The organism is Arthrospiribacter ruber (genome assembly GCF_019343195.1).
Taxonomy (GTDB): Bacteria; Bacteroidota; Bacteroidia; order Cytophagales; family Cyclobacteriaceae; genus Arthrospiribacter; species Arthrospiribacter ruber.
Window position 1 is genome coordinate 555009 of sequence record NZ_RPHB01000003.1, and the last position, 20235, is coordinate 575243.

19 protein-coding genes are annotated in these 20235 nt (G+C 40.2%); 14 read left to right on the forward strand and 5 right to left on the reverse strand.

Features of this window, described 5'->3' with window-relative positions:
* Positions 1-69: 69 nt before the first annotated feature.
* From EGN73_RS08270 to EGN73_RS08280, 3 genes are all read right to left on the reverse strand, one after another.
* Positions 70-1380, reverse strand: coding sequence for an ATP-binding protein (locus tag EGN73_RS08270; RefSeq protein ID WP_219288216.1), 1311 nt, complete (start codon positions 1378-1380; stop codon positions 70-72).
* 95 nt (positions 1381-1475) lie between these two features.
* On the reverse strand, positions 1476-2723 hold the full coding sequence (locus tag EGN73_RS08275; RefSeq protein WP_219288218.1) for an NAD(P)/FAD-dependent oxidoreductase: 1248 nt from the start codon (positions 2721-2723) through the stop codon (positions 1476-1478).
* Positions 2724-2925: 202 nt separating this feature from the next.
* Positions 2926-3591 carry a heme exporter protein CcmB gene (locus EGN73_RS08280; RefSeq protein WP_219288220.1) on the reverse strand — a complete coding sequence of 222 codons (666 nt, stop codon included), beginning with the start codon at positions 3589-3591 and terminating at the stop codon, positions 2926-2928.
* A gap of 566 nt (positions 3592-4157) precedes the next feature.
* On the opposite strand from EGN73_RS08280, the gene EGN73_RS08285 reads away from it, so the two are divergent.
* Together EGN73_RS08285 and EGN73_RS08290 are read left to right on the forward strand one after the other, a co-directional pair.
* Entirely contained in the window at positions 4158-4517 is a 360-nt protein-coding gene (locus EGN73_RS08285; protein ID WP_219288222.1) for a DUF2200 domain-containing protein, read from the forward strand.
* 401 nt (positions 4518-4918) lie between these two features.
* On the forward strand, positions 4919-5251 hold the full coding sequence (locus tag EGN73_RS08290) for a hypothetical protein (RefSeq protein ID WP_219288224.1): 333 nt from the start codon (positions 4919-4921) through the stop codon (positions 5249-5251).
* 254 nt (positions 5252-5505) lie between these two features.
* Here the strand turns inward: EGN73_RS08290 and EGN73_RS08295 are convergent, their stop codons facing one another.
* Positions 5506-5682 (reverse strand): hypothetical protein, encoded by a 177-nt coding sequence (locus tag EGN73_RS08295; RefSeq protein ID WP_219288226.1) that lies wholly within the window; start codon positions 5680-5682, stop codon positions 5506-5508.
* Between the two features lie 20 nt (positions 5683-5702).
* On the opposite strand from EGN73_RS08295, the gene htpG reads away from it, so the two are divergent.
* The 12 genes from htpG to EGN73_RS08355 all read left to right on the forward strand — a co-directional run bounded on the left by htpG (position 5703) and on the right by EGN73_RS08355 (position 18586).
* Entirely contained in the window at positions 5703-7586 is a 1884-nt protein-coding gene (gene htpG / locus EGN73_RS08300; protein WP_219288228.1) for a molecular chaperone HtpG, read from the forward strand.
* 279 nt (positions 7587-7865) lie between these two features.
* On the forward strand, positions 7866-8459 hold the full coding sequence (locus tag EGN73_RS08305) for a hypothetical protein (RefSeq protein ID WP_219288230.1): 594 nt from the start codon (positions 7866-7868) through the stop codon (positions 8457-8459).
* A 37-nt stretch (positions 8460-8496) separates the two neighbouring features.
* A complete protein-coding gene (locus EGN73_RS08310) occupies positions 8497-9156 on the forward strand; it encodes a hypothetical protein (protein ID WP_219288232.1) in 660 nt (219 codons plus the stop codon).
* 384 nt (positions 9157-9540) lie between these two features.
* Positions 9541-9957 carry an RrF2 family transcriptional regulator gene (locus tag EGN73_RS08315; protein WP_219288234.1) on the forward strand — a complete coding sequence of 139 codons (417 nt, stop codon included), beginning with the start codon at positions 9541-9543 and terminating at the stop codon, positions 9955-9957.
* A 73-nt stretch (positions 9958-10030) separates the two neighbouring features.
* Positions 10031-10303, forward strand: coding sequence for a DUF2061 domain-containing protein (locus EGN73_RS08320; RefSeq protein ID WP_009035139.1), 273 nt, complete (start codon positions 10031-10033; stop codon positions 10301-10303).
* Entirely contained in the window at positions 10278-10982 is a 705-nt protein-coding gene (locus EGN73_RS08325; protein ID WP_219288236.1) for a phosphoadenylyl-sulfate reductase, read from the forward strand. Before EGN73_RS08320 ends, EGN73_RS08325 begins: the two co-directional genes overlap by 26 nt.
* Before the next feature lie 395 nt (positions 10983-11377).
* Positions 11378-12277: a sulfate adenylyltransferase subunit CysD gene (gene cysD / locus EGN73_RS08330; protein WP_219288238.1), complete on the forward strand. Its 900-nt coding sequence runs from the start codon at positions 11378-11380 to the stop codon at positions 12275-12277.
* A 275-nt stretch (positions 12278-12552) separates the two neighbouring features.
* Positions 12553-13809, forward strand: coding sequence for a sulfate adenylyltransferase subunit 1 (locus tag EGN73_RS08335; RefSeq protein WP_219288240.1), 1257 nt, complete (start codon positions 12553-12555; stop codon positions 13807-13809).
* A gap of 177 nt (positions 13810-13986) precedes the next feature.
* Entirely contained in the window at positions 13987-16089 is a 2103-nt protein-coding gene (locus tag EGN73_RS08340; RefSeq protein ID WP_219288242.1) for a HEPN domain-containing protein, read from the forward strand.
* Positions 16086-16859, forward strand: coding sequence for a uroporphyrinogen-III C-methyltransferase (gene cobA, locus EGN73_RS08345; protein WP_219288244.1), 774 nt, complete (start codon positions 16086-16088; stop codon positions 16857-16859). Before EGN73_RS08340 ends, cobA begins: the two co-directional genes overlap by 4 nt.
* A 368-nt stretch (positions 16860-17227) precedes the next feature.
* Entirely contained in the window at positions 17228-17812 is a 585-nt protein-coding gene (locus EGN73_RS08350; RefSeq protein WP_219288246.1) for a precorrin-2 dehydrogenase/sirohydrochlorin ferrochelatase family protein, read from the forward strand.
* Between the two features lie 93 nt (positions 17813-17905).
* Entirely contained in the window at positions 17906-18586 is a 681-nt protein-coding gene (locus EGN73_RS08355) for a hypothetical protein (RefSeq protein WP_219288248.1), read from the forward strand.
* A gap of 132 nt (positions 18587-18718) precedes the next feature.
* Here the strand turns inward: EGN73_RS08355 and EGN73_RS08360 are convergent, their stop codons facing one another.
* Positions 18719-20224 (reverse strand): RagB/SusD family nutrient uptake outer membrane protein, encoded by a 1506-nt coding sequence (locus EGN73_RS08360; protein ID WP_219288250.1) that lies wholly within the window; start codon positions 20222-20224, stop codon positions 18719-18721.
* Between the last annotated feature and the right edge of the window lie 11 nt (positions 20225-20235).

The following is a 20235-nucleotide window of genomic DNA, read 5'->3' on the forward strand; positions in this document are numbered from 1 at the left end:
TTAGAGTTGAAGCTCTGAAAAGGAGAGGTTAATTCTGATATTTTCAATGGTGTATCGGTTTTCGTTTTTTTACATATCATCTAATGAGAAACATTGATAATTCACTTGGTATCCATCATATGCATTTAGGATATTTTTTGATTTTTCGATCAGTTTGAACTGGTTGAATTTGTTTTTATTCAACTTCACTTCTGCAATCAACAATTTCTTTTCAAGTTCATTTACCGCCACAATGTCAATTTCATTTTGATTGCCTTTTTCCCAGTAGGTTCCAATAGCCGTATATGCCTTGGAATTTTTGAGTTTTTGAAGGAAGTATTTTTCAAGTGCAAAACCCGAGAAAGTGGCAAAATCTCTTTTCACTATCTGTTTAAGCAAATCAAAATTTTCGATTTCTACTGTGCTCCTGTATTTGTAAATAAATCTAAACCAGAAGTTTAGAAAGTTGTCCTCAATTTTGTACTTTATTTGTCTGCCTTTTGGTTTAGCTAAAACGGGTTTTATTTTTTTGATGATTCCGAACTCATTTTCAAGTCTATCTAAAAAACCTCCTACGCTCATTTCCATGATGGACTCAATTTCTGGTCTTGATGTCTTTGAAGATGCAATTAAACTCAAGATTGAGAAATAAGTAGTATAGTCCCTTCCAAACTCCTCTATAAGAACATGCTTGCCTTCATCAATCATCAATGAATTTGATTTGAAAATTTCATCCAACATATCATTAAAATTGAAAGAGGCTGAGTTTACCATGTTTTCCAGATATTTAGCAACGCCACCTGTTAGGGTGTACATGGCCAATAAATCTGATGTACTATAGTCAGGACTGAAATCTGCCAAAATCTCCTTAATAGTTTCCGTTCCGAAGGGTTGGAGATGAATCTTTCCTGTAGCTCTTGCAAAAAGTGGTTCTTTGGAATCTTCAAAAATCCGCTTCATCATGGAATAGATAGATCCGCAAAGGATGAGATTAATTTTTGAATCGTCTTTTTTACTATCCCAGATATTCTGCATATCACTGAAAATAGCTGGATTTATATTTAGGAATTCCTGGAACTCGTCAATGACCAAAGTAAATGGTTCCTGTTTGCTGTAATCCATCAAGACTGCAAAAATGTCTTTAAATGATTTTAAGTCTCCATACCACGATATCTTCAGGGTAGTTTTTATCAGTTCGGAAAATTCACTAACCAAAAGACTTTCAGATTTTTTGGCAACAAAAAAATATAAAGCATGCTTACCCTCAATACTCTTCTTAAGCAGTGAAGTTTTACCAATCCGCCTTCTACCGACCATAATGGTCATTTGAGCTTGATTTTGGGACTTCTCGTAGTTTTTTTGAAGAAATTTCAGCTCCTCTGATCTATCGTAGAATTTCATTTTATTGTTTTTGCATTGAATATTACTGTAATATAAATTACTGTAATATATTTTACAATAAAAAACCGCATTGTAAATTCGTCATCCTTGAGAAATCAATACCTCCCCACGGCAAATGCCTTGATATCCATTTGGCCCGCATGGCCTTGATGCAGGTCTGCCAATATTTTTCCAGTACCCGTTGCCATACTTACACCCATCATCCCATGACCTGTCCCGACCCAAACGTTTTCATATCCCGGTGCCGGACCGATGTAAGGAATGCCGTCAGGTGAACAGGGGCGAAGGCCTTTCCAGATGTTTTCTTCGGCCGGAAAAACGGACTGAAAATCCGGGTAGTACCTGTTTATGGATTCAAAAATTCCCCTAACCCGGTTCACATTGATCCGCTCATCCGTTCCTGCTATTTCCATGGTGCCTCCGAAGCGGATTTTTTGGCCATAAGGACTTACCGCCACTTTCATTTCGGTGAGAATACTCGCTTGTTTGATTTCAGGATTGTTGTCCTGAATGAAACTGTAGCCTTTTCCGCCCATCATGGGGAGGTTGAAACCCAAAAGTTTGGCAAGTGAAGCAGACCAAGCGCCACCACAAAGTATGACATTTCCAGCGGCTTTGCTGCCCTCGGCGGTGATGACCGAAGTAACCTTTCCTTTAGATTTTTCGAACCCTAAAACTTCCTGCTGGGTCAAAAACTCCACACCTTTTTTTCTCAGGTTGCTTTTCAGGAAATTGAATAGACTTGAAGGAGATAAGTGGGCATCACCGGGAAAAAGAACAGCACCCAAAGCCTTGACCTCCAAGTTGGGTTCTATTTTGGATATGTCCTGAGGGCTCAGAATATCAGCTTCCAGCCCATGTTTTCTAGCTAGATGGGCAAATTCTATTTCTTCCTTTTCGACTTGGGGAGTTTGATAAATCATCATCAGGCCTTTCTCGGCCAATTCCAGATCCACCTCTCCTTGGTGCGTATTTTTAAATTCCTGGTAAAGCCCCTTGCTGAGTAAGGAAATGTTTTTCAAGTAAGGAATAGACCTTTCCACATGACCAACATTGGCCGATTTGTAAAATAGCCAGGACCATTCCATCAGTTTACGGTCCAGTCTTGGGTGAATATAAAATGGACTTTTAGAAGAAAACATCCAGGAAATGCCTTTTGCTATCATTCCTGGTGCAGCTAGGGGGATGATATGGCTGGGCACAATCATACCTGCATTGCCTGTTGAAGTGGATACTTCCAGGTTTCCTTTATCTATGATACAGACTTCTACTCCTTGTTCGGTGAGGTAATAGGCTGTGAAAAGGCCTATGATTCCGCCTCCAATGATGATGGTTGGTTTCATGTTGGTGAATGTACAAAGTACCAGGAATTATGTGCAAAGCAAGTACAGCGATGTTCTTGTTTTTCTTTCAATAATTCATGAAATATAAGTGAATTTGGCTATTGCTCGTTTTTTGTGTCGAAATTAAACACAAACCTGAATACATGAGAAGAGGGTTTTGACTAATGATGGTATTCAATTGACCTAAATTGATTTTATGAAATCAACTTCTCCACAAGTAGGGGAATAAAATATAAGCAGTTACAGCTACGATCACATTGATGGCAAGTAAAGTGAGTATTTTGTCTAGGCTGACAGAAAAGTCCAGTCCATCAAGTGCGTTTTTGGAAACGCGGATGGCCATAAGCAGTATGGGGATGATGACAGGAAAGCTCAAGATTGCCATCAGCGTGGCATTATTACTCGCTTTGGAGGCAATGCCGCTGACCATGGTCAGACAGGCAGAAAATCCTAAGGCCCCCAGCAGCAAATTCAAAACAAACAATCCTTGATCTTGTACGGGGTTTCCTAAAATTATACTGAAAACCAAGTACCCCAACAGCGCCAACACCAATGTCAAAAATGAATTATAAATGATTTTGGAAACAATGATTGCTTCAGGTGAAGCAATCATATAATAGTAAAGCTGTCTTCCCTGATGTTCCTGAACGAAGCTTTTTGCTACTGCATTGACTGCCGAAAAGAGAATAATGATCCAATACAAAGCATTCCAGGTAGTAACAGCAATATTACCTTGTTTGGCCCCTACACTGAGATAGGTTATAAAAACAGCAGAAACGACATACAATAAGATTCCATTGAGCGCATATTTTTGTCTCCACTCCAGAGTGAGTTCTTTCAGAATTAGGGTATGGACTTGTTTGAACATATATCTACTTGAGGGACAAAGTTAAGGTTTGGAAAATGGAAATGAGTAGAAATAAGGTGGAAATACAGTAGAAATATAATGGAAATAAAAGTCCAGTTCTCTTTGTGGTGGATTAGGGGTTAATGATATTTGTGGATACTGATGGATATTCTTGGATATTGATTACTGGGATTTAGCAGAAATTCCTTTGATAATGATATTATTGAAATATGATGGAAATACGGTAGAAATACATTGGAAATAAAAGTCCAGTTCTCTTTGTGGTGGATTAGGGGTTAATGATATTTGTGGATACTGATGGATATTCTTGGATATTGATTACTGGGATTTAGCAGAAATTCCTTTGGTAATGATATTATTGAAATATGATGGAAATACGGTAGAAATACATTGGAAATAAAAGTCCAGTTCTCTTTGTGGTGGATTAGGGGTTAATGATATTTGTGGATACTGATGGATATTCTTGGATATTGATTACTGGGATTTAGCAGAAATTTTTAAGGTCGGGTAATTGGGGATATTATTAAAGAGTTATTTTAGTTTTGCAAACCAAAAAAGATAAATCGATGATTCCTACTCCAGAACACAATGAAAGAATGGCAAAAATGACCTTTGCTTCAGTCTACCCCCACTACGTCACCAAGGTAGAGCGCAAAGGCAGAACCAAAGAAGAACTTCATGAAGTGATCACTTGGCTGACAGGTTTTGATGATGTACAGATTCAGGACCTGATTGATAAGAAGGTAACATTTGAAGAGTTTTTTGCCAAAGCAAAGCTCCACCCAAATGCGGAAATGATCACCGGAACCATCTGTGGCTACAAAATCCAGGAAATCGACAACCCTCTTACCAAGCAAGTCCGTTACCTGGACAAGCTTGTCGATGAATTGGCGAAAGGGAAGAAGATGGCGAAGATATTGAGGTGATATTTAATTGATATTGGTGGATATTGGGATATTTTTCAAGACCCTGATATACATGGAGATATGGCGAAATAAATAGAAATAAGATTGAAATAAAAGTACAGTTCTCTACGTGGTGGATTAGAGGTTATTGATATTTGGATATTGATTACTGCGATTTTTTCGAAAGTCTTAGGAGAGAAGGAATTCGGGATAATTTTGAAATATGGTGGAAATACGATGGAAATACAATTGAAATACAACCTGTCACCTTACATGGGAAAATTGACTCTACGGATATTTATGAAAATGGTGGAAAGTAGTCGATGTTGAATTGAGGACTATCATTAAGATAATCCGTATACTTACTATGAAATTAAAAAAGCGACTTAAATTAAAGATCAAAAAAAGACTCATTTAATGTCATGAAGTACACTACCATTTACCATGAAAACAACAAAATAGAAATTTACAATTCCCTATTGGGGAAAGAGACAATTAAAGTAAATGACCAAGTTGTCTCCTCCAAATATTCTATTTTTGGAGCAAATCACATTTTTTCTTTAAAAGAAAACGAAGCCTTGAATCATTATCAAATCCAAATTTCCTTAGGAATTAATGGCGTAGTTTATGATTTATACAAAAATGACAAACCCATTATAGAATCAGAAAAAGGAGGCTGTATGACTTTCATAATTATCTCCTTGTTTGTAGTAGGAGTTATCATAGGTTTATTAAAGACCAAAGGAGTTTTATAATTTCTTTTTCTAAATTTTTCATCATAGGCATATTTCGAAAAAAATTATACAGTAATCAGGACATATTTCAACCCTGATTTGCGGGGCATATTTTCACTATTTTCCGTGGGGGCATATCTCGAATCACTAAAAATCTAAGAATCTCCACATTGCTCCGATTTCTAACATATTTCACGAAGTATGTCCCGAAATGGTCCGCTCTCGGGACTTCCGATAAAGCTTCAGTTTCTACCATATTTCGCCGAAGGCATATTTCACGAATTATATTTCCACTGTATTTTTTCTGCACATTTATAAATATCACGAAAGTAATCTCCATCAATATCGCCAAAGGCTAATATCCACCAATATCTTTTTAATCTGCCAAATTGACATTTTTTACCCTTTGGAACGGGCATTGATAATGCTGCATTGTCAAAATGTTTATCCATAATTAAAATTCAATATAGCTATGCAGGAAAAAGGTACCATCTCGATACATACCGAGAATATTTTCCCGATCATCAAGAAGTTTTTGTATTCAGACCATGAGATTTTTCTCCGAGAACTGGTCTCCAATGCAGTAGATGCCACGCAAAAAATAAAAAGACTGGCACAGTTGGGACAGTACAGCGGCGAACTTGGCGATACCACTATTGAGGTAGCTTTCGACAAAGACAAAAAGACCATCACCATTACCGACAAGGGTCTTGGGATGACCGCCGAAGAAATCAAAAAATACATCAACCAGATCGCTTTCTCAGGAGCTACAGAGTTTGTGGAGAAATTCAAGGATGCCAAAGATGCCAATGAAATCATCGGTAAGTTTGGACTTGGGTTTTATTCAGCCTTTATGGTCGCCAAAACAGTGGAGATCAACACCCTTTCTTATCAGGAAGGAGCGCAGCCTGCCAGATGGACTTGCGATGGAAGCACTGAATTTGAAATCAGTGAAGGAGACAGAAAAGAGAGAGGCACTGAAATCACCCTTCACATCAATGAAGACTCTGAGGAGTTCTTGGACAAGTGGAAATTGCAGGGCATCTTGGACAAATACGCCAAATTCCTTCCTGTTCCCATCAAATTTGGGACAAAAACGGAAAGTGTAGAAGATGGTGTGGACGACAAAGGAGAAAAAAAATGGAAATCTGTGGAGGTGGACAACATCATCAACACCACTTCGCCTATCTGGACCAAATCTCCAAGCGACCTGAAGGATGAAGATTACCTTGCTTTTTACAAAGAACTTTATCCGATGAGCGAAGATCCGCTTTTCTGGATTCACCTCAATGTGGATTATCCTTTCAACCTGACAGGAGTACTTTATTTCCCGAAGGTGAAAAATGACTTCGAATTTCAGAAAAATAAAATCAAGCTTTTCAGCCGTCAGGTATTTATTACCGATGAGGTAAAAGACATTGTGCCTGAATTCCTGATGCTGTTGCATGGGGTAATCGACTCTCCTGATATTCCGCTCAATGTATCCAGAAGTTTCTTGCAGGCGGATGGTAATGTCAAGAAAATCAACAATTACATTACCAAAAAGGTAGCAGATAAACTGGGTGAACTCTTCAAAAAGGATAGAAAAGTCTATGAAGAAAAGTGGAATGATATCGGACTCTTTGTGAAATACGGCATGATCAGTGAAGATAAGTTTGCTGAGAAAGGAAAGGACTTTACATTGTTGAAAAATACCAAAGGAGAACTTTTCACTTTACCTGAATACAAGGAGAAAGTTTCCGCCATTCAGACTGACAAAGAGGGCAACACCATTTATCTCTATGCCACAGATGCTGATAAGCAGGATGCCTTCATACAGTCAGCTGGCAAAAAAGATTATGATGTGTTGTTGATGGATTCGCCAATCGATAGCCACTTTATCCAACACCTGGAGACCAAGGAAGAGAAAACCCAACTGAAAAGGGTAGATGCCGATGTGGTAGACAAACTGATCCAAAAAGAGGACAACTACGAAAATCTGCTTACTGAAGAACAATCCAATAAGGTGAAAGAGATCTTCGAAAAGGCCATCAACAGCCAGACTTATTCGGTGGCAGTAGAAGGGCTTAGCCCGGAAGAGCTTCCTGTGACTGTGACCATGGATGAATTTATGCGCAGGATGAAGGATATGGCCCAGATGGGTGGAGGCATGAGTTTTTATGGTGCCATGCCTGACAACTACAAGGTAGCCATCAACGGCAATCACCCAGTGATCGACAAAGTCCTTAAAGCAGAATCAGAAGAAGATCAGACCAGGTTAGCAAAACAGGCTTTTGATTTGGCATTGCTTTCTCAGGGATTGCTTAAAGGTAAAGACCTGACGGAGTTTGTCAAGAGAAGTGTGGAGTTGATTTAAAATACCATTAACCATTGGGGTCTTTTTCAGACCCCGATGGTTTTACCTCTTGAACCTTTGAGATCTTTATGATCTCGAAGGTTTTTTTATGTCTTTAAATTCTTATGACTAATATTTTTATAATTGAAGATCAGGAGGTTAAAAAGGGATGTGAAAAAGATTGCTTAAACCATCACATCTAAGTTATTTTTTTTGGTTCTTTAGCTACAGCATTTTGAGAAATTAAAAATGATAAGATTTGACCTTACAAAAAGATATTTTCTGATAAAAATTAAAAGGATGCTAAGTAAAGCAGAGGATGATCAACGGAATTTAAATTACATGAAATTAGGAAGATTAACATTAATTATTGTAGTAGTATTCTGTAGTATTCATCTTGGAAATGCCCAAACCGAAGACGTACTTCGGGTAAACTTTCTTAATCCTGCTATTTCTTATGAATTGGCTACAGGGAAAAATACGACACTTGACGCAAGTTTGGGATTTGGGTATAATTACTCCTATCCAGATTTGGCTTCAGGTTCAATAGGCGGCGTACAATATACTTTCGCCATGTTTGCTGATATTCAAGGCAGATATTATTACAATTTTGACAGGCGAGAAGGTAAAGGAAAACGAACTGACCATAACAATGGAAATTTTATAGCTGCTAGAATGCTCTATACTGGTCCAGGTGTTTCGCAAATATCATCGTTTGACCGGTTTGATAATAACTCGTTTGCAGTAGGCCCCACCTGGGGTTTGCAACGAACCTATGGAGAACGCATCAATTTACTGTTTAGTATTGGACCTATATACTATTTTGATACTGTGGGTAACGGTAATTTCTTTCCATTGAATTTAGAAATAAACCTAGGTTTCAATTTAAACTAATAATGGGGCGATTCTTTTTCAGCTCCACCTTTTTACTATGAAAAAGTTCCTTTTGCTAGCTCTTATCCCCCTATTGTTTTCCTGCAAAAACACCAAGTTTTTTCCCAGGCAGTATTGTAGTGTTTGTCTTCAAAATGCTGATCTGGTTCTCATGGACTTTCAGATTCCGGGATTGACCTTCAGAGAAGAACAAAGGTTATATCAAATTATTGAAAAGCAATTTTCCAAAAGAAAGGATATCAAATTCGGGCTTTTGGAAGATTGGGACTATGAAATCATCGCCAATCAAATAAATCCTGGAGAAACAGCTAAATTAAAGGAGATTCTGGGTATAGACTATATACTGCAGGTTGGATTAAAAGGCTATAAAAATTCAGAAGGTTTTGATTGGTTTACTCCAGATGAAAATCAAGCACTATATCCCACGCCAAGAGTCCCTGGTACATCCAATTCAACCATTGAAATGAAACTTATAAGCACTGAAACAGGTAGGGTAGTATTCACTTTGGACTTGATTACCCAGACTATCGAATATGGAAAGGACACTCAAGAAGGTTCAGCTTTTTACTTCGATTCAGGAACAGTTTGGGGTTCTATGAAAACAGGGACGCGAAGAGGAAGTAAATACCTTCTTGCCGATTGCCGCTGTCCAAAAGGCATCTATGTCAGATGGAGTAAGATTTTGCATTGGTTGTAGGTTCGATTCAAGGTAAACCCCAAAGGTCTTCAAGATCTCGAGGGTTTTTGATTCCAATATTTATTAGCTGTTTGATTTCATCTAAAAAGCAGCTATTTCACAAAACATAAGAAATTAAGCCCCCTTTCATTTGTGGAAATTCGTGCATCCGTGGCAAAGATAAAGATGCCACGAATACACGAATGAACACTAATTTTATTGAAATTTTAAGACGTTCAAACCTTGCCTTATTATAATATTTCTGGTATTAAATAGTTAGGAAATTCGAGTCTTTGATAAAAACGAGATGATGGATTCATCTCACTTTTATTCTAAATTCTCTTACTTTTTATTCTGCAAATTCCTATTCTTTGCTTTCCCAGTTTTTCCCCTATTTTTGTAACCATGCTATCCAAAAAAACCAAGTATGCTTTTCATGCCCTTACTTATTTGGGCAAGCACCGTGATCAGAAGACGGTTTTGATTCAGGACATTTCTGAGGAATATGGGATTTCCCATAAGTTTTTGGAAAACATACTTTTGGAGTTGAAAAAAGCCGGGATCCTGGGGAGTAAAAAGGGAAAAGGAGGCGGCTATTACCTGATCAAAGCCCCCAAAGATGTAGCCCTTTCCAAAGTCATCAGGCTGCTGGACGGTCCCATAGCACTACTTCCCTGCGTGAGCCTCAACTACTACGAACCCTGCGTAGAGTGCAAGTCCGAAGCAGCGTGTGGCCTAAATAAGGTCATGATCCAAGTACGGGACGAAATGCTTAAAGTATTGGAAAATAAGACTTTAGCAGATATTTTAGATAAAGAATAAAATTTTTTCCCTAATTACCCTATCTTTTTTATAGGTTTTATATACTTTTGTTATTCTGAAACTGGAAAAGTATATGATCCTAGACCAACCTATCAAAAAGTGGTTTGTAAACAGCAAAGGCCAAGACTCTAACATCAAGAGCTTTCTCAAATCCATATCTTGGAGAATAGTCGGTACACTCGATACCATGGTGATTTCCTTTTTCGTCACTGGCCAATTGGTCATGGCCCTTTCCATTGGGTCAATAGAGGTAGTCACCAAAATCGCCTTGTATTACCTGCACGAGCGTGCTTGGGAAGGAGCAACCAAAATCAAAAAAGATGAGCCTAAAAACGAATTTGCATAGTCTTGGCGAAAAGCTGGATAGTCTAAGTCCGTCTGATGGCTTGGCACTGCTTTCGGATCTTTTCCCTGGAAAAGTAGTCTTCTCTACTTCACTGGGACAAGAAGATCAGGTCATCACGCAGTTGATCGCGGAGAACCTACTTGATGTCCACATCTTTTCTTTGGATACAGGTCGCTTGTTTCCGGAAACTTTGGACTTGATCGCTAGGACTGAAAGTAAGTACAAAAAAAGAATTGAAGTGCTTTACCCTGAAAGGACTTCCGTAGAGAAGTTGGTGGCCGATATCGGCATTAATGGATTCTATGATTCAGTGGTTAATAGAAAGTCCTGTTGCTTTGTGCGGAAAGTAGAGCCCCTGAAAAGAGCTCTGGCTGGTAACAGTGTCTGGGTAACAGGCCTTCGTGCCGAGCAAAGCCCAAACCGGGCCGATATGAAAAAAATCGAATGGGACGAAGCCAATCAGATCATCAAGTTCAACCCCTTACTCGATTGGACTTACGATCAGATGATCGCCTATATTAATGAACATAGAATCCCTTACAACCCTCTTCACGACAAAGGCTTTATCAGCATAGGCTGCGCCCCATGTACCCGAGCCATCAGCGAAGGCGAGGATCCAAGAGCCGGCAGATGGTGGTGGGAAGAGTCGAAGAAGGAGTGTGGGCTTCATGCTAAATAGATGAAAGACTCAAGATACAAGACAAAAGACAGGTGCACCTAAATTTCGGAGTTCATTATTCATCATTCAGAATTCAAGATTTAAAATATCGAATGATGAACGCTGAATATCGAATAATGAAGTCGGTAAATCCGGTTCCTGGTTCAAGACTTCAGTCTTGGACCAAAAACTAGCAGTCTTCAGACTGTACTGAGTCTCAACCCCGAAGGGGTTAAACTTTGATTAGCCCCGGGTTGCAACCCGGGGGACAAGGTTAAAACAAGTACCAACAACCCTGAAGGGGTTGAACTGATGCCCTGATCAGTATAAAAGAAATGGGCAATGAGATAAAAACATGAAAATGATGGCTGTCACAATTTTCGACAAAAATCTAAATTCTAAAATCTAAAATAAATATGTCAAACCTATTCATACCTAATCCAAAGGAAGTCGAGTCCATCCATATCTTGAGGGAGGTGGCAGCACAGTTTGAAAAACCTGTCCTGCTTTTTTCTGGTGGAAAGGACTCGATTACTTTGGTGAGACTGGCTCAAAAGGCATTTTACCCTTCTAGAATTCCTTTCCCACTGCTGCATATTGATACAGGGCACAATTTCCCGGAAACGATAGAGTTTCGTGATCAATTGGTAGCTGAATTGGGTCTTGAACTGATCGTGAGGAATGTACAAGATTCTATAGATCAGGGGAAAGTGACGGAAGAGAGAGGAAGATATGCCAGCCGAAATACCCTTCAGACGACCACATTGCTGGATGCCATTGAAGAATTCAAGTTTGATGCCTGTATAGGTGGTGCCAGAAGGGATGAAGAAAAAGCCCGTGCCAAAGAGCGTGTTTTTTCCGTGCGGGACGACTTCGGACAGTGGGATGAAAAAAACCAAAGACCTGAACTGTTTGACATGCTCAATGGACAAATAGAGCAGGGACAAAATGTCCGTGTTTTCCCTATTTCCAATTGGACAGAACTTGATGTTTGGGAATATATCAAAACAGAAAATATCCAGATTCCTTCTATCTACTTTGCCCACAAGCGTGAAGTCTTCTTCAGAGATGGCATGATCTGGACAGCCAACGAACATGTTTTCAGAGAAGAACACGAGCAAGTAGAAGAAAAAATGGTGCGTTTCAGAACCGTGGGAGACATGACCTGTACAGCAGCCGTCCTCTCCGAAGCCACCAGTTTGGAAGACGTAGTCAATGAAATCAGGGCCTCCACCATCTCCGAAAGAGGTGCCAGAATTGACGACAAACGTTCTGAAGCTGCGATGGAGAAAAGGAAAAAGGTAGGGTATTTTTAAATAAGACAATAGACTTAAGATGTAAGACAGAGTGACTAAACTTCGGGATTCATTATTCATTATTCGAAATTCAAAATTTAAAATAACGAATGATGAACGCTGAATATTGAATAATGAAGTTAGGTCAAATAGTTCAACACTTCAGTCTTGGACCAAAATACCCGCAGTCTTCAGACTGACCTTAGTGTCTTTGAGCCTTCGTGGCAAAAAATATATGTAAAGTGATGGATTGACGAAGTCTTACGTCTGATGTCTCACATCTAAAATCTTAACAAATGGAAAATAGAAAACTAATCAAAATAGCAACAGCCGGTTCGGTGGATGATGGGAAAAGCACCCTGATCGGCCGTTTGCTCTATGATACCAAATCTCTGACCACGGACAAGTTGGAGGCCATTGAGAAGACCAGCAAGCAGCGTGGATTTGATTACCTGGATTTTTCCTTGGCTACCGATGGTCTTGTTGCAGAACGCGAGCAAGGGATCACCATTGATGTAGCCCATATCTATTTCAATACCGAAAAGACAAACTTCATCGTAGCAGATACTCCCGGTCATGTCGAATACACCAGAAACATGGTCACAGGAGCTTCTACCTCACAGGTAGCCATTATCCTGATCGATGCCAGAAAGGGTGTGATCGAACAGACCAATAGGCACTTTTTCATCAGCAACTTACTCAGGATGGGCCATGTGGTAGTAGCCATCAACAAAATGGATTTGGTAGACTATGACGAAGATGTATTCCTGAAAATCCGCGAAGACTTCGAGGCATTGGTAGAAAAAAGTGACTTCAAATCTGAACAGATCACGTTCATTCCAATCTCAGCACTAAAAGGTGAAAACATTGCCAAAAAATCTGATCTGATGCCTTGGTATGTAGGCAATACCTTGCTGGATCATTTGGAGGTGTTGGAGCCTGAAGATTTGCAACAAAGTTCACTGGCACGTTTTCCGGTTCAGTATGTTGTAAGGCCAAAGACAGAAGCATTTCACGATTTCAGGGGATTTGCAGGCAAGCTTTATGGTGGAAACCTTAAAGTGGGTGATGATGTCACTATCCTGCCTTCTTTCACTACCTCCAAGATCAAGTCCATACAGTTTTTTGATCAGGAGTATTCAGAAGCCACTCCTGGATCTTCCATTACCATTACTTTGGAAGATGAAGTCAATATTTCAAGAGGAGATATGTTGGTCAAATCAAGTGAGGTGCCCCATTCTGAAAAAAGTATCTCTGCCACCATCTGTCAAGTTAACAATAAGCCGTTAAGAGTCGGGCAAAAGTACACCCTGCAACATGGCGTAAACAGGGTCTTGGCCAAAGTGGAAAGCATCTCCTCAAAAGTGCATACAGACTTCTCAGGAGAAGAAGCAAGCGACCAGCTGGGACTCAATGACATCGGAAAAGTCAATTTCAGACTGAGCAAGCCGATACACTTTGATGCCTATACCGTCAATAAAGCCAATGGCAGCTTTATCCTGATTGATGAAGGCAGCTATGATACGGTGAGTGTTGGGTTTATTGAAATTTAGATTGAAGATTTTAGATTGAAGATTGAAGATTTCAGCTCTTCTTTCTTGATTCTTGCATCTTGACTCTTGTTTCCGATAAGTCGACCTTCACTACATTAAGACCCAGATTCATTGTACATCGTACTTGGTACTTCGTACAAAAATTTAACCTATCAAACCTATAGAGAATAAATAAAAATGGAAAGCTTCAGAACTGAAATAGAAAACCCCATCGTCCAAAAGGACATCATTGAACTGGAAAGGAAGATCAAACTTTTCAGGGATGGGAAAATCGACGAGGAAAAATTCAGGAGCCTTCGTCTGGCCCGTGGAATCTACGGTCAGCGTCAGCCGGGAGTACAGATGATCAGAATCAAATTGCCCTATGGAAAATCCACAGGTGAGCAACTGGTAAGAATCTGTGAAGTTTCTGAGAAATACTCTACGGGTAAGCTTCATATCACTACCCGACAGGATATTCAGATCCACTATGTCAGTCTGGATGAAACACCTCAGCTCTGGGCGGAGCTGGAAAAAGATGATGTGACCATCCGAGAGGCATGTGGAAACACCGTCCGCAATGTGACAGCTTCTGAGACCGCTGGAGTGGATCCTAAGGAGCCATTTGATGTAACTCCCTATGCTGAGGCTACTTTCCAATACTTTTTGAGAAATCCAATTTGCCAAGAAATGGGCAGAAAGTTCAAAATGGCTTTTTCTGCTTCTGAGGAGGATACCGCCTTGACTTACCTGCATGATTTAGGTTTTATCCCCCAACTGAAAAATATCGAAGGACAAGCGCAAAGAGGTTTCAAAGTCCTTCTTGGAGGAGGCTTAGGTTCCCAGCCAAGGCATGCAGACTTGATTCACGAGTTTTTGCCAACAGATGAACTGATTCCCTTCATTGAAGGGGTCTTGAGGATATTTGATCGACATGGTGAGCGTGCCAGAAGGATGAAAGCAAGAATGAAATTTTTGCTCAATGATATCGGTTTGGAGGAATTTCTGAGGTTGGTGGATGAAGAAAAAAATGCACTACCTTATCAAAAATACCCTATAGATTACAAGACTTACGAATCTACCATTACCCAGGCTAGACCTGTCGTGCCTGCAGCTGAGGCACCATTGTCATTGGCTTACGAACAGTGGAAGTTGACCAATGTGCTTCCCCAAAAGCAGAAGGGTTTTGTATCTATAGGTGTGAAGGTGCTTTTGGGGGATTTCAGCACCAAGCAGGCAAGACAGTTGGCGGAATTGGTGCAAAAATACGCCAACAACGAAATCAGATTTACCTTGCGTCAAAACATCCTGATCCGTGACGTACAAGAGGAAGCTGTTCCTTTTTTCTATCAGGAACTACAAAAAATCGGTCTTTCAGATGCCGGTTACAATACATTTGGTGATATCACCGCATGCCCTGGTACAGATACCTGTAACCTTGGTATTGCCAGTAGCACCGGAATTGCGAGAGAGTTGGAGAAAGTGATTCTTAACGAATACCCACAATACCTGAAAAACACTGATCTGACCATTAAAATCTCAGGTTGTATGAATGCCTGTGGGCAACACAACATGGCACACATAGGCTTTCAGGGAATGTCCATGAAGGTGGGCAAAACAGTGTTTCCTGCACTTCAGGTATTGCTTGGAGGAGGAACATTGGGCAACGGAAATGGAAGATTTGCAGATAAGGTGATCAAAATACCGAGCAAAAGAGGGCCTGAAGCTTTGAGAATTCTGATCAAAGACTTCGAAACTTTTGGGGAAAAATCCGAGAGCTTCCTTGACTACTATGACCGCAAAGGGCAGATTTATTTCTACGATATCCTGAAAGTCCTGACCGACACCGCCACGCTGACCGAAGCTGACCAAGTCGACTGGGGCAATGAAGATGCCTATAAAGTAGCAGTTGGCGTAGGAGAATGTGCCGGTGTGGTGATCGATTTGGTGGCTACCTTATTATTAGAAGCCAGAGAGAAATTGGAGCTTTCGGAAGAAGCCTACAAAGAAGCCAGGTGGTCGGATAGTATATACCACACTTATGCTGCTTTGGTCAATGCGGCTAAGGCCATCTTGCTCAGCGAAGGCAAAAGCACCAATTCCTACGCAAACATCATCAAGCTTTTTGACGAAACCTTCACCGAAACTGACAAAATAGAGCTAGGGAAGCCTTTTGCTGAGATAGTCTATCAGATCCAGCAAGAAGAACCTTCACAGGAATTTGCAAAAACTTATTACGAACAAGCCGCTGGGGTATTTGAAGCAATCAGTGCATTTAGAGAAAAGGAGGTGACAGCATGATAAACCGTACAAAACCAAAAGTAACCCTAGTCGGTGCAGGACCTGGTGATCCAGAGCTGATTACCCTCAAGGCAATCCTTGCGCTCAACAAGGCTGATGTAGTGCTCTATGATGCGCTGATAGATAAATCCTTGCTCAAACATGCCCCGCACAACGCCATTAAGGTGTTTGTAGGTAAAAGAGTAGGCAAACACAGCTGTCCTCAGGATGAAACAAACAGGCTCTGTGTGGAGCATGCGCTCAAGCATGGCCATGTAGTCAGGCTCAAAGGTGGCGATCCCTTTGTTTTTGGTAGAGGGGCAGAAGAGATTGATTATATCGAAGCCTTTGGCATCCCGACAGAGGTGGTTCCAGGTATCACTTCCGCCATTTCTGTTCCTGCGGCAGTAGGAATTCCCGTAACCAAAAGAGGCAGCTCAGAGAGTTTCTGGGTGATCACTGGCACCACTACTTCGGGAGAAATGTCCAGGGACATAGCGCTTGCTGCCAAGTCTACCGCTACAGTAGTGATACTGATGGGGACCAAAAAACTATCGGAAATTGTCGCTTGCTATCAGCATGAAGGCAGGACATCCATGCCTATTGCCATTATCCAAAGTGGAACCACCAAGGAAGAAAAATTGGTAGCAGGTACCATCTCCGATATAGAAGAAAAAGCCCGCCTCTCCCAGATTGCCGCCCCCGCCATCATTATTATTGGGGAAGTGGTGAGGGAAAGTTATCGTCTAAAGGAGGTTTATGAAGAAGTGGAAAAAATAGCTGTAAAGTAAGAATTGATTTTAGTGGATATTGGATACTAATAGATATTAGTACCAAAAAAAATGTGTCATTTGGTAAATTCTGTATTGAATGAAAATTGTTGTTATTCTTTTCTGTAAAGATATTAGTTGATACTAATTGATATTGATCCAAACGAAATTATTGTTTCAATCTATCAACTTACTGATCTACTACAATATGAATTTTGATCCGGAAAAATTAAGCTCAAATAGCTATTGTAACATAACAAGGAAATGGATTTTATAATCCAAAAACTGAGAGGTTTTGAACCAATATCCATAAATATCTAATATCAATGAATATCCAATAATCTCTGTATTTGTTTGATTGTTTGTAATTTAGTCAATATTCAAAATATATGTCAAAGAATCCATTATACCCCATCTTCCTCAAAGTTCACCAGCTCAATGTACTCTTGGTAGGGGGTGGATTTGTGGGGACAGAAAAGTTGAGTTTTCTGCTCAAGAGCAGTCCTAAAGCTCAGGTCACAGCGGTTTCCAAGGAGTTTAATGCTGAGTTTTTGGAATTGGCCGGGCAGGCAGCTAATGTGACCCTGATTCAGGATGCTTATGATGAAAAGTACCTGGGAGGAAAGCACCTTGTCATTGCTGCTACCAATATCCCAGAGATCAATAAGCAAATTCATGACGAAGCCAAGGAAAGGTATATCCTGGTCAATGTAGCGGATACGCCCGAGCTCTGTGACTTTTATCTCGGTGGCATCGTAACCAAAGGAAATCTGAAAATCGCCATCAGCACCAATGGCAAATCTCCTACCACAGCTAAGCGTCTGCGCCAAATGTTGGAAGAAGTACTTCCTGAAGAAATCGATGAACTATTAGAAAACCTCAACGCTTACCGTGATACGCTCAAGGGTGATTTTGAGTATAAGGTGAAGGCGATGAATGAAATTACAGGGATGCTGGTGGAGAAGAAGGGTTGACTTCAGAAGAGGATGGTTTTTGGCATTTTATTTTAAACCTAACCTCTTAATTCCCGTTCGAATTGACAAATAGACTTTTAAAATTCCAACGGTATGAAAAGATTTGTTTACACTTTAATTCTTTTTTCCATTGTTTCCTTTTCAGTCAGAGGACAGGATGGAATAGCAGGGATAAATTTCAATGCAGGTTTTCCTGTCGGTTCGTTTCAATCTGAAGTAGGGAACCAATTTTTTCCATCAATTAGCTTGAACTACCTGCACAAACTTTCAAATACTCCTATTTATGTAGGAGGTGAGTTTGGGTACATGTTGTATGGTACTGCTGTAGAAAGAAGCAACAATATCATCAATGGTACAGATCAGAATTTCAGAATTCGGAGAAATAACAATGCGGTAAATCTTTCAGCTGTTGTTCGCCTAATGCCGGATTTTGGAATTGGTGTCAAACCCTTCGTGGAAGGTCAGCTAGGTGGAATTCATACCTACACCCGATCCAAAGTTCGTGAAAACCGGCTGACCGAGCCTTTGTCATCAGGTACAGAGGTGTATGATTGGTCATACCTGTATCAGTTGGGAGGGGGGATTATGGTTCCATTAGAAAAAAAGGGTGATGTTTTTCTGGAGCTGAGGGTCAATTACCTGCAAACAGGGCCTATGAATTTCCTCACCAGTCGGGATGCACTATATGACGATTTCGGCTCAGTGACACTCAACACAAGAAATGCTGCTTTTCAATTACTGTCGCCAAGTTTAGCTATTAAGATTTTGCTTTAAAAGAAGTTTTTCTTACGTTTTGTATTCTAGGAAATTTAAGATTTTTCAGATAAGGATTGGGTTCGAAATAATAAATTAAAAAGTTAAACTTCCCGGTTCTTTTTTAAACAGAATCCGGGAAGTTTAATCAATTTAATATCCAGGGTTTTGGTCAGCTAAACTTATTCCTGGATTGAGATCGATTTCTCTTTGAGGAATAGGGAAAAGTAAATGATGGTCTCTGACATTACCGGAGAGGTTAGGGTAAAACCTCTGAAAGTGTTCTCTGGTTACTTCGAGCAATGTTCCCCACCTTACTAGGTCATATCTGCGAATTCCTTCAAAAGCCAGTTCTACTCTTCTTTCATGTCGCACAGCCTGCCTGAATTGATCTCTGGATAATCCTTGTGCCAAATCGGGCAGTCCAGCTCTATTTCTAACTTGATTGATTGCTGAATAAGCCTCACCAGTTGGCCCTCCGTTGGCTTCATTGGCGGCCTCGGCGTACATAAGAAGAACATCAGAATATCTCAATATTGGGTAATTTAAATTACCTCTGGGTGGTGCAATTTCCAAATATTTTCCAATGTATGGCTGCGGAATACAAGGTGTAGGAAACCCTTGGCAACTTCCTTTAGGATCATAGAAATTACTTGTTCCATTGGCCAGAGGCAATTCCAGTAGAAATGTAGTATTGTATCTTAGATCTCCCTCTTCGTATGCCTGTACAATATCCGGAGTCGGTTCATTAACACCATTTCCATTACCTGTGGTGGAATTGATTCCTCTTGGCATAAAGAATTCTTGGAAAGAACTTCCAACCCCTTGTAGGGATGAGAATTGAATAGAGAACACATGTTCTTGACTATTTTGGTTTTCGACTTGAAATACATCTCTGAAGTCATTCAATAATCGGTGCTGTCCTGACTCTATTACTTCATTTGCCTTATTTCTTGCCAAAGCCCAATATGGTGAGTTGGGGTCATTTCCTGCCCTTGCCAAATATACCCGGGCCAAAAGTGCCTTTGCAGACGTGTTCGTGGCTTGTCCTTCCAACCTTGGTGATTCCGGAAGACTTTCGGCTGCCTGAAGGTCCGGGATAATTACTTCATCATAGATCCTGTTAAAATCTACTCTTGGACTCGCCACATCGTTTACATTTAAAGTTTCTTCTATTTTCAATGGAACATTTCCAAATAGCTGTACCAGATCAAAATATAATAAAGCGCGTAGAAAACGTGCCTGATTCACGATATTTTCTCTTTGCTGGGAATTCATTTCAATTCCCGGTACTCGACTGATTACTGCATTTGCTCTATTTATGGTAATATATGCATTTTCATATCTTTCTCTGATGATGCCATTATTGGGATCAACTGTAAACTCATCTATTTGGATTCTATCCTGATTGCCTCTGAATTCACCAGTAAATGTGTCATCTGATCCCATATCACCAATCATATAGTGACGGTCGTACATATGAATCAGTCTAAATCCTGCATAGACCCCGACTAGCGCTGCCTCTGCATCTGTAGCGGAGTTGTAGAAGTTTTCGGGCGCAATAAAGCTGAAGACCTCTTCCTGGAGTGCTTCTTCACAGCTATTGAAAGTCATAGCAATGAGGAATAGCCCAATAGTATATATTTTATTTATTTTCATATTGTGTCGAA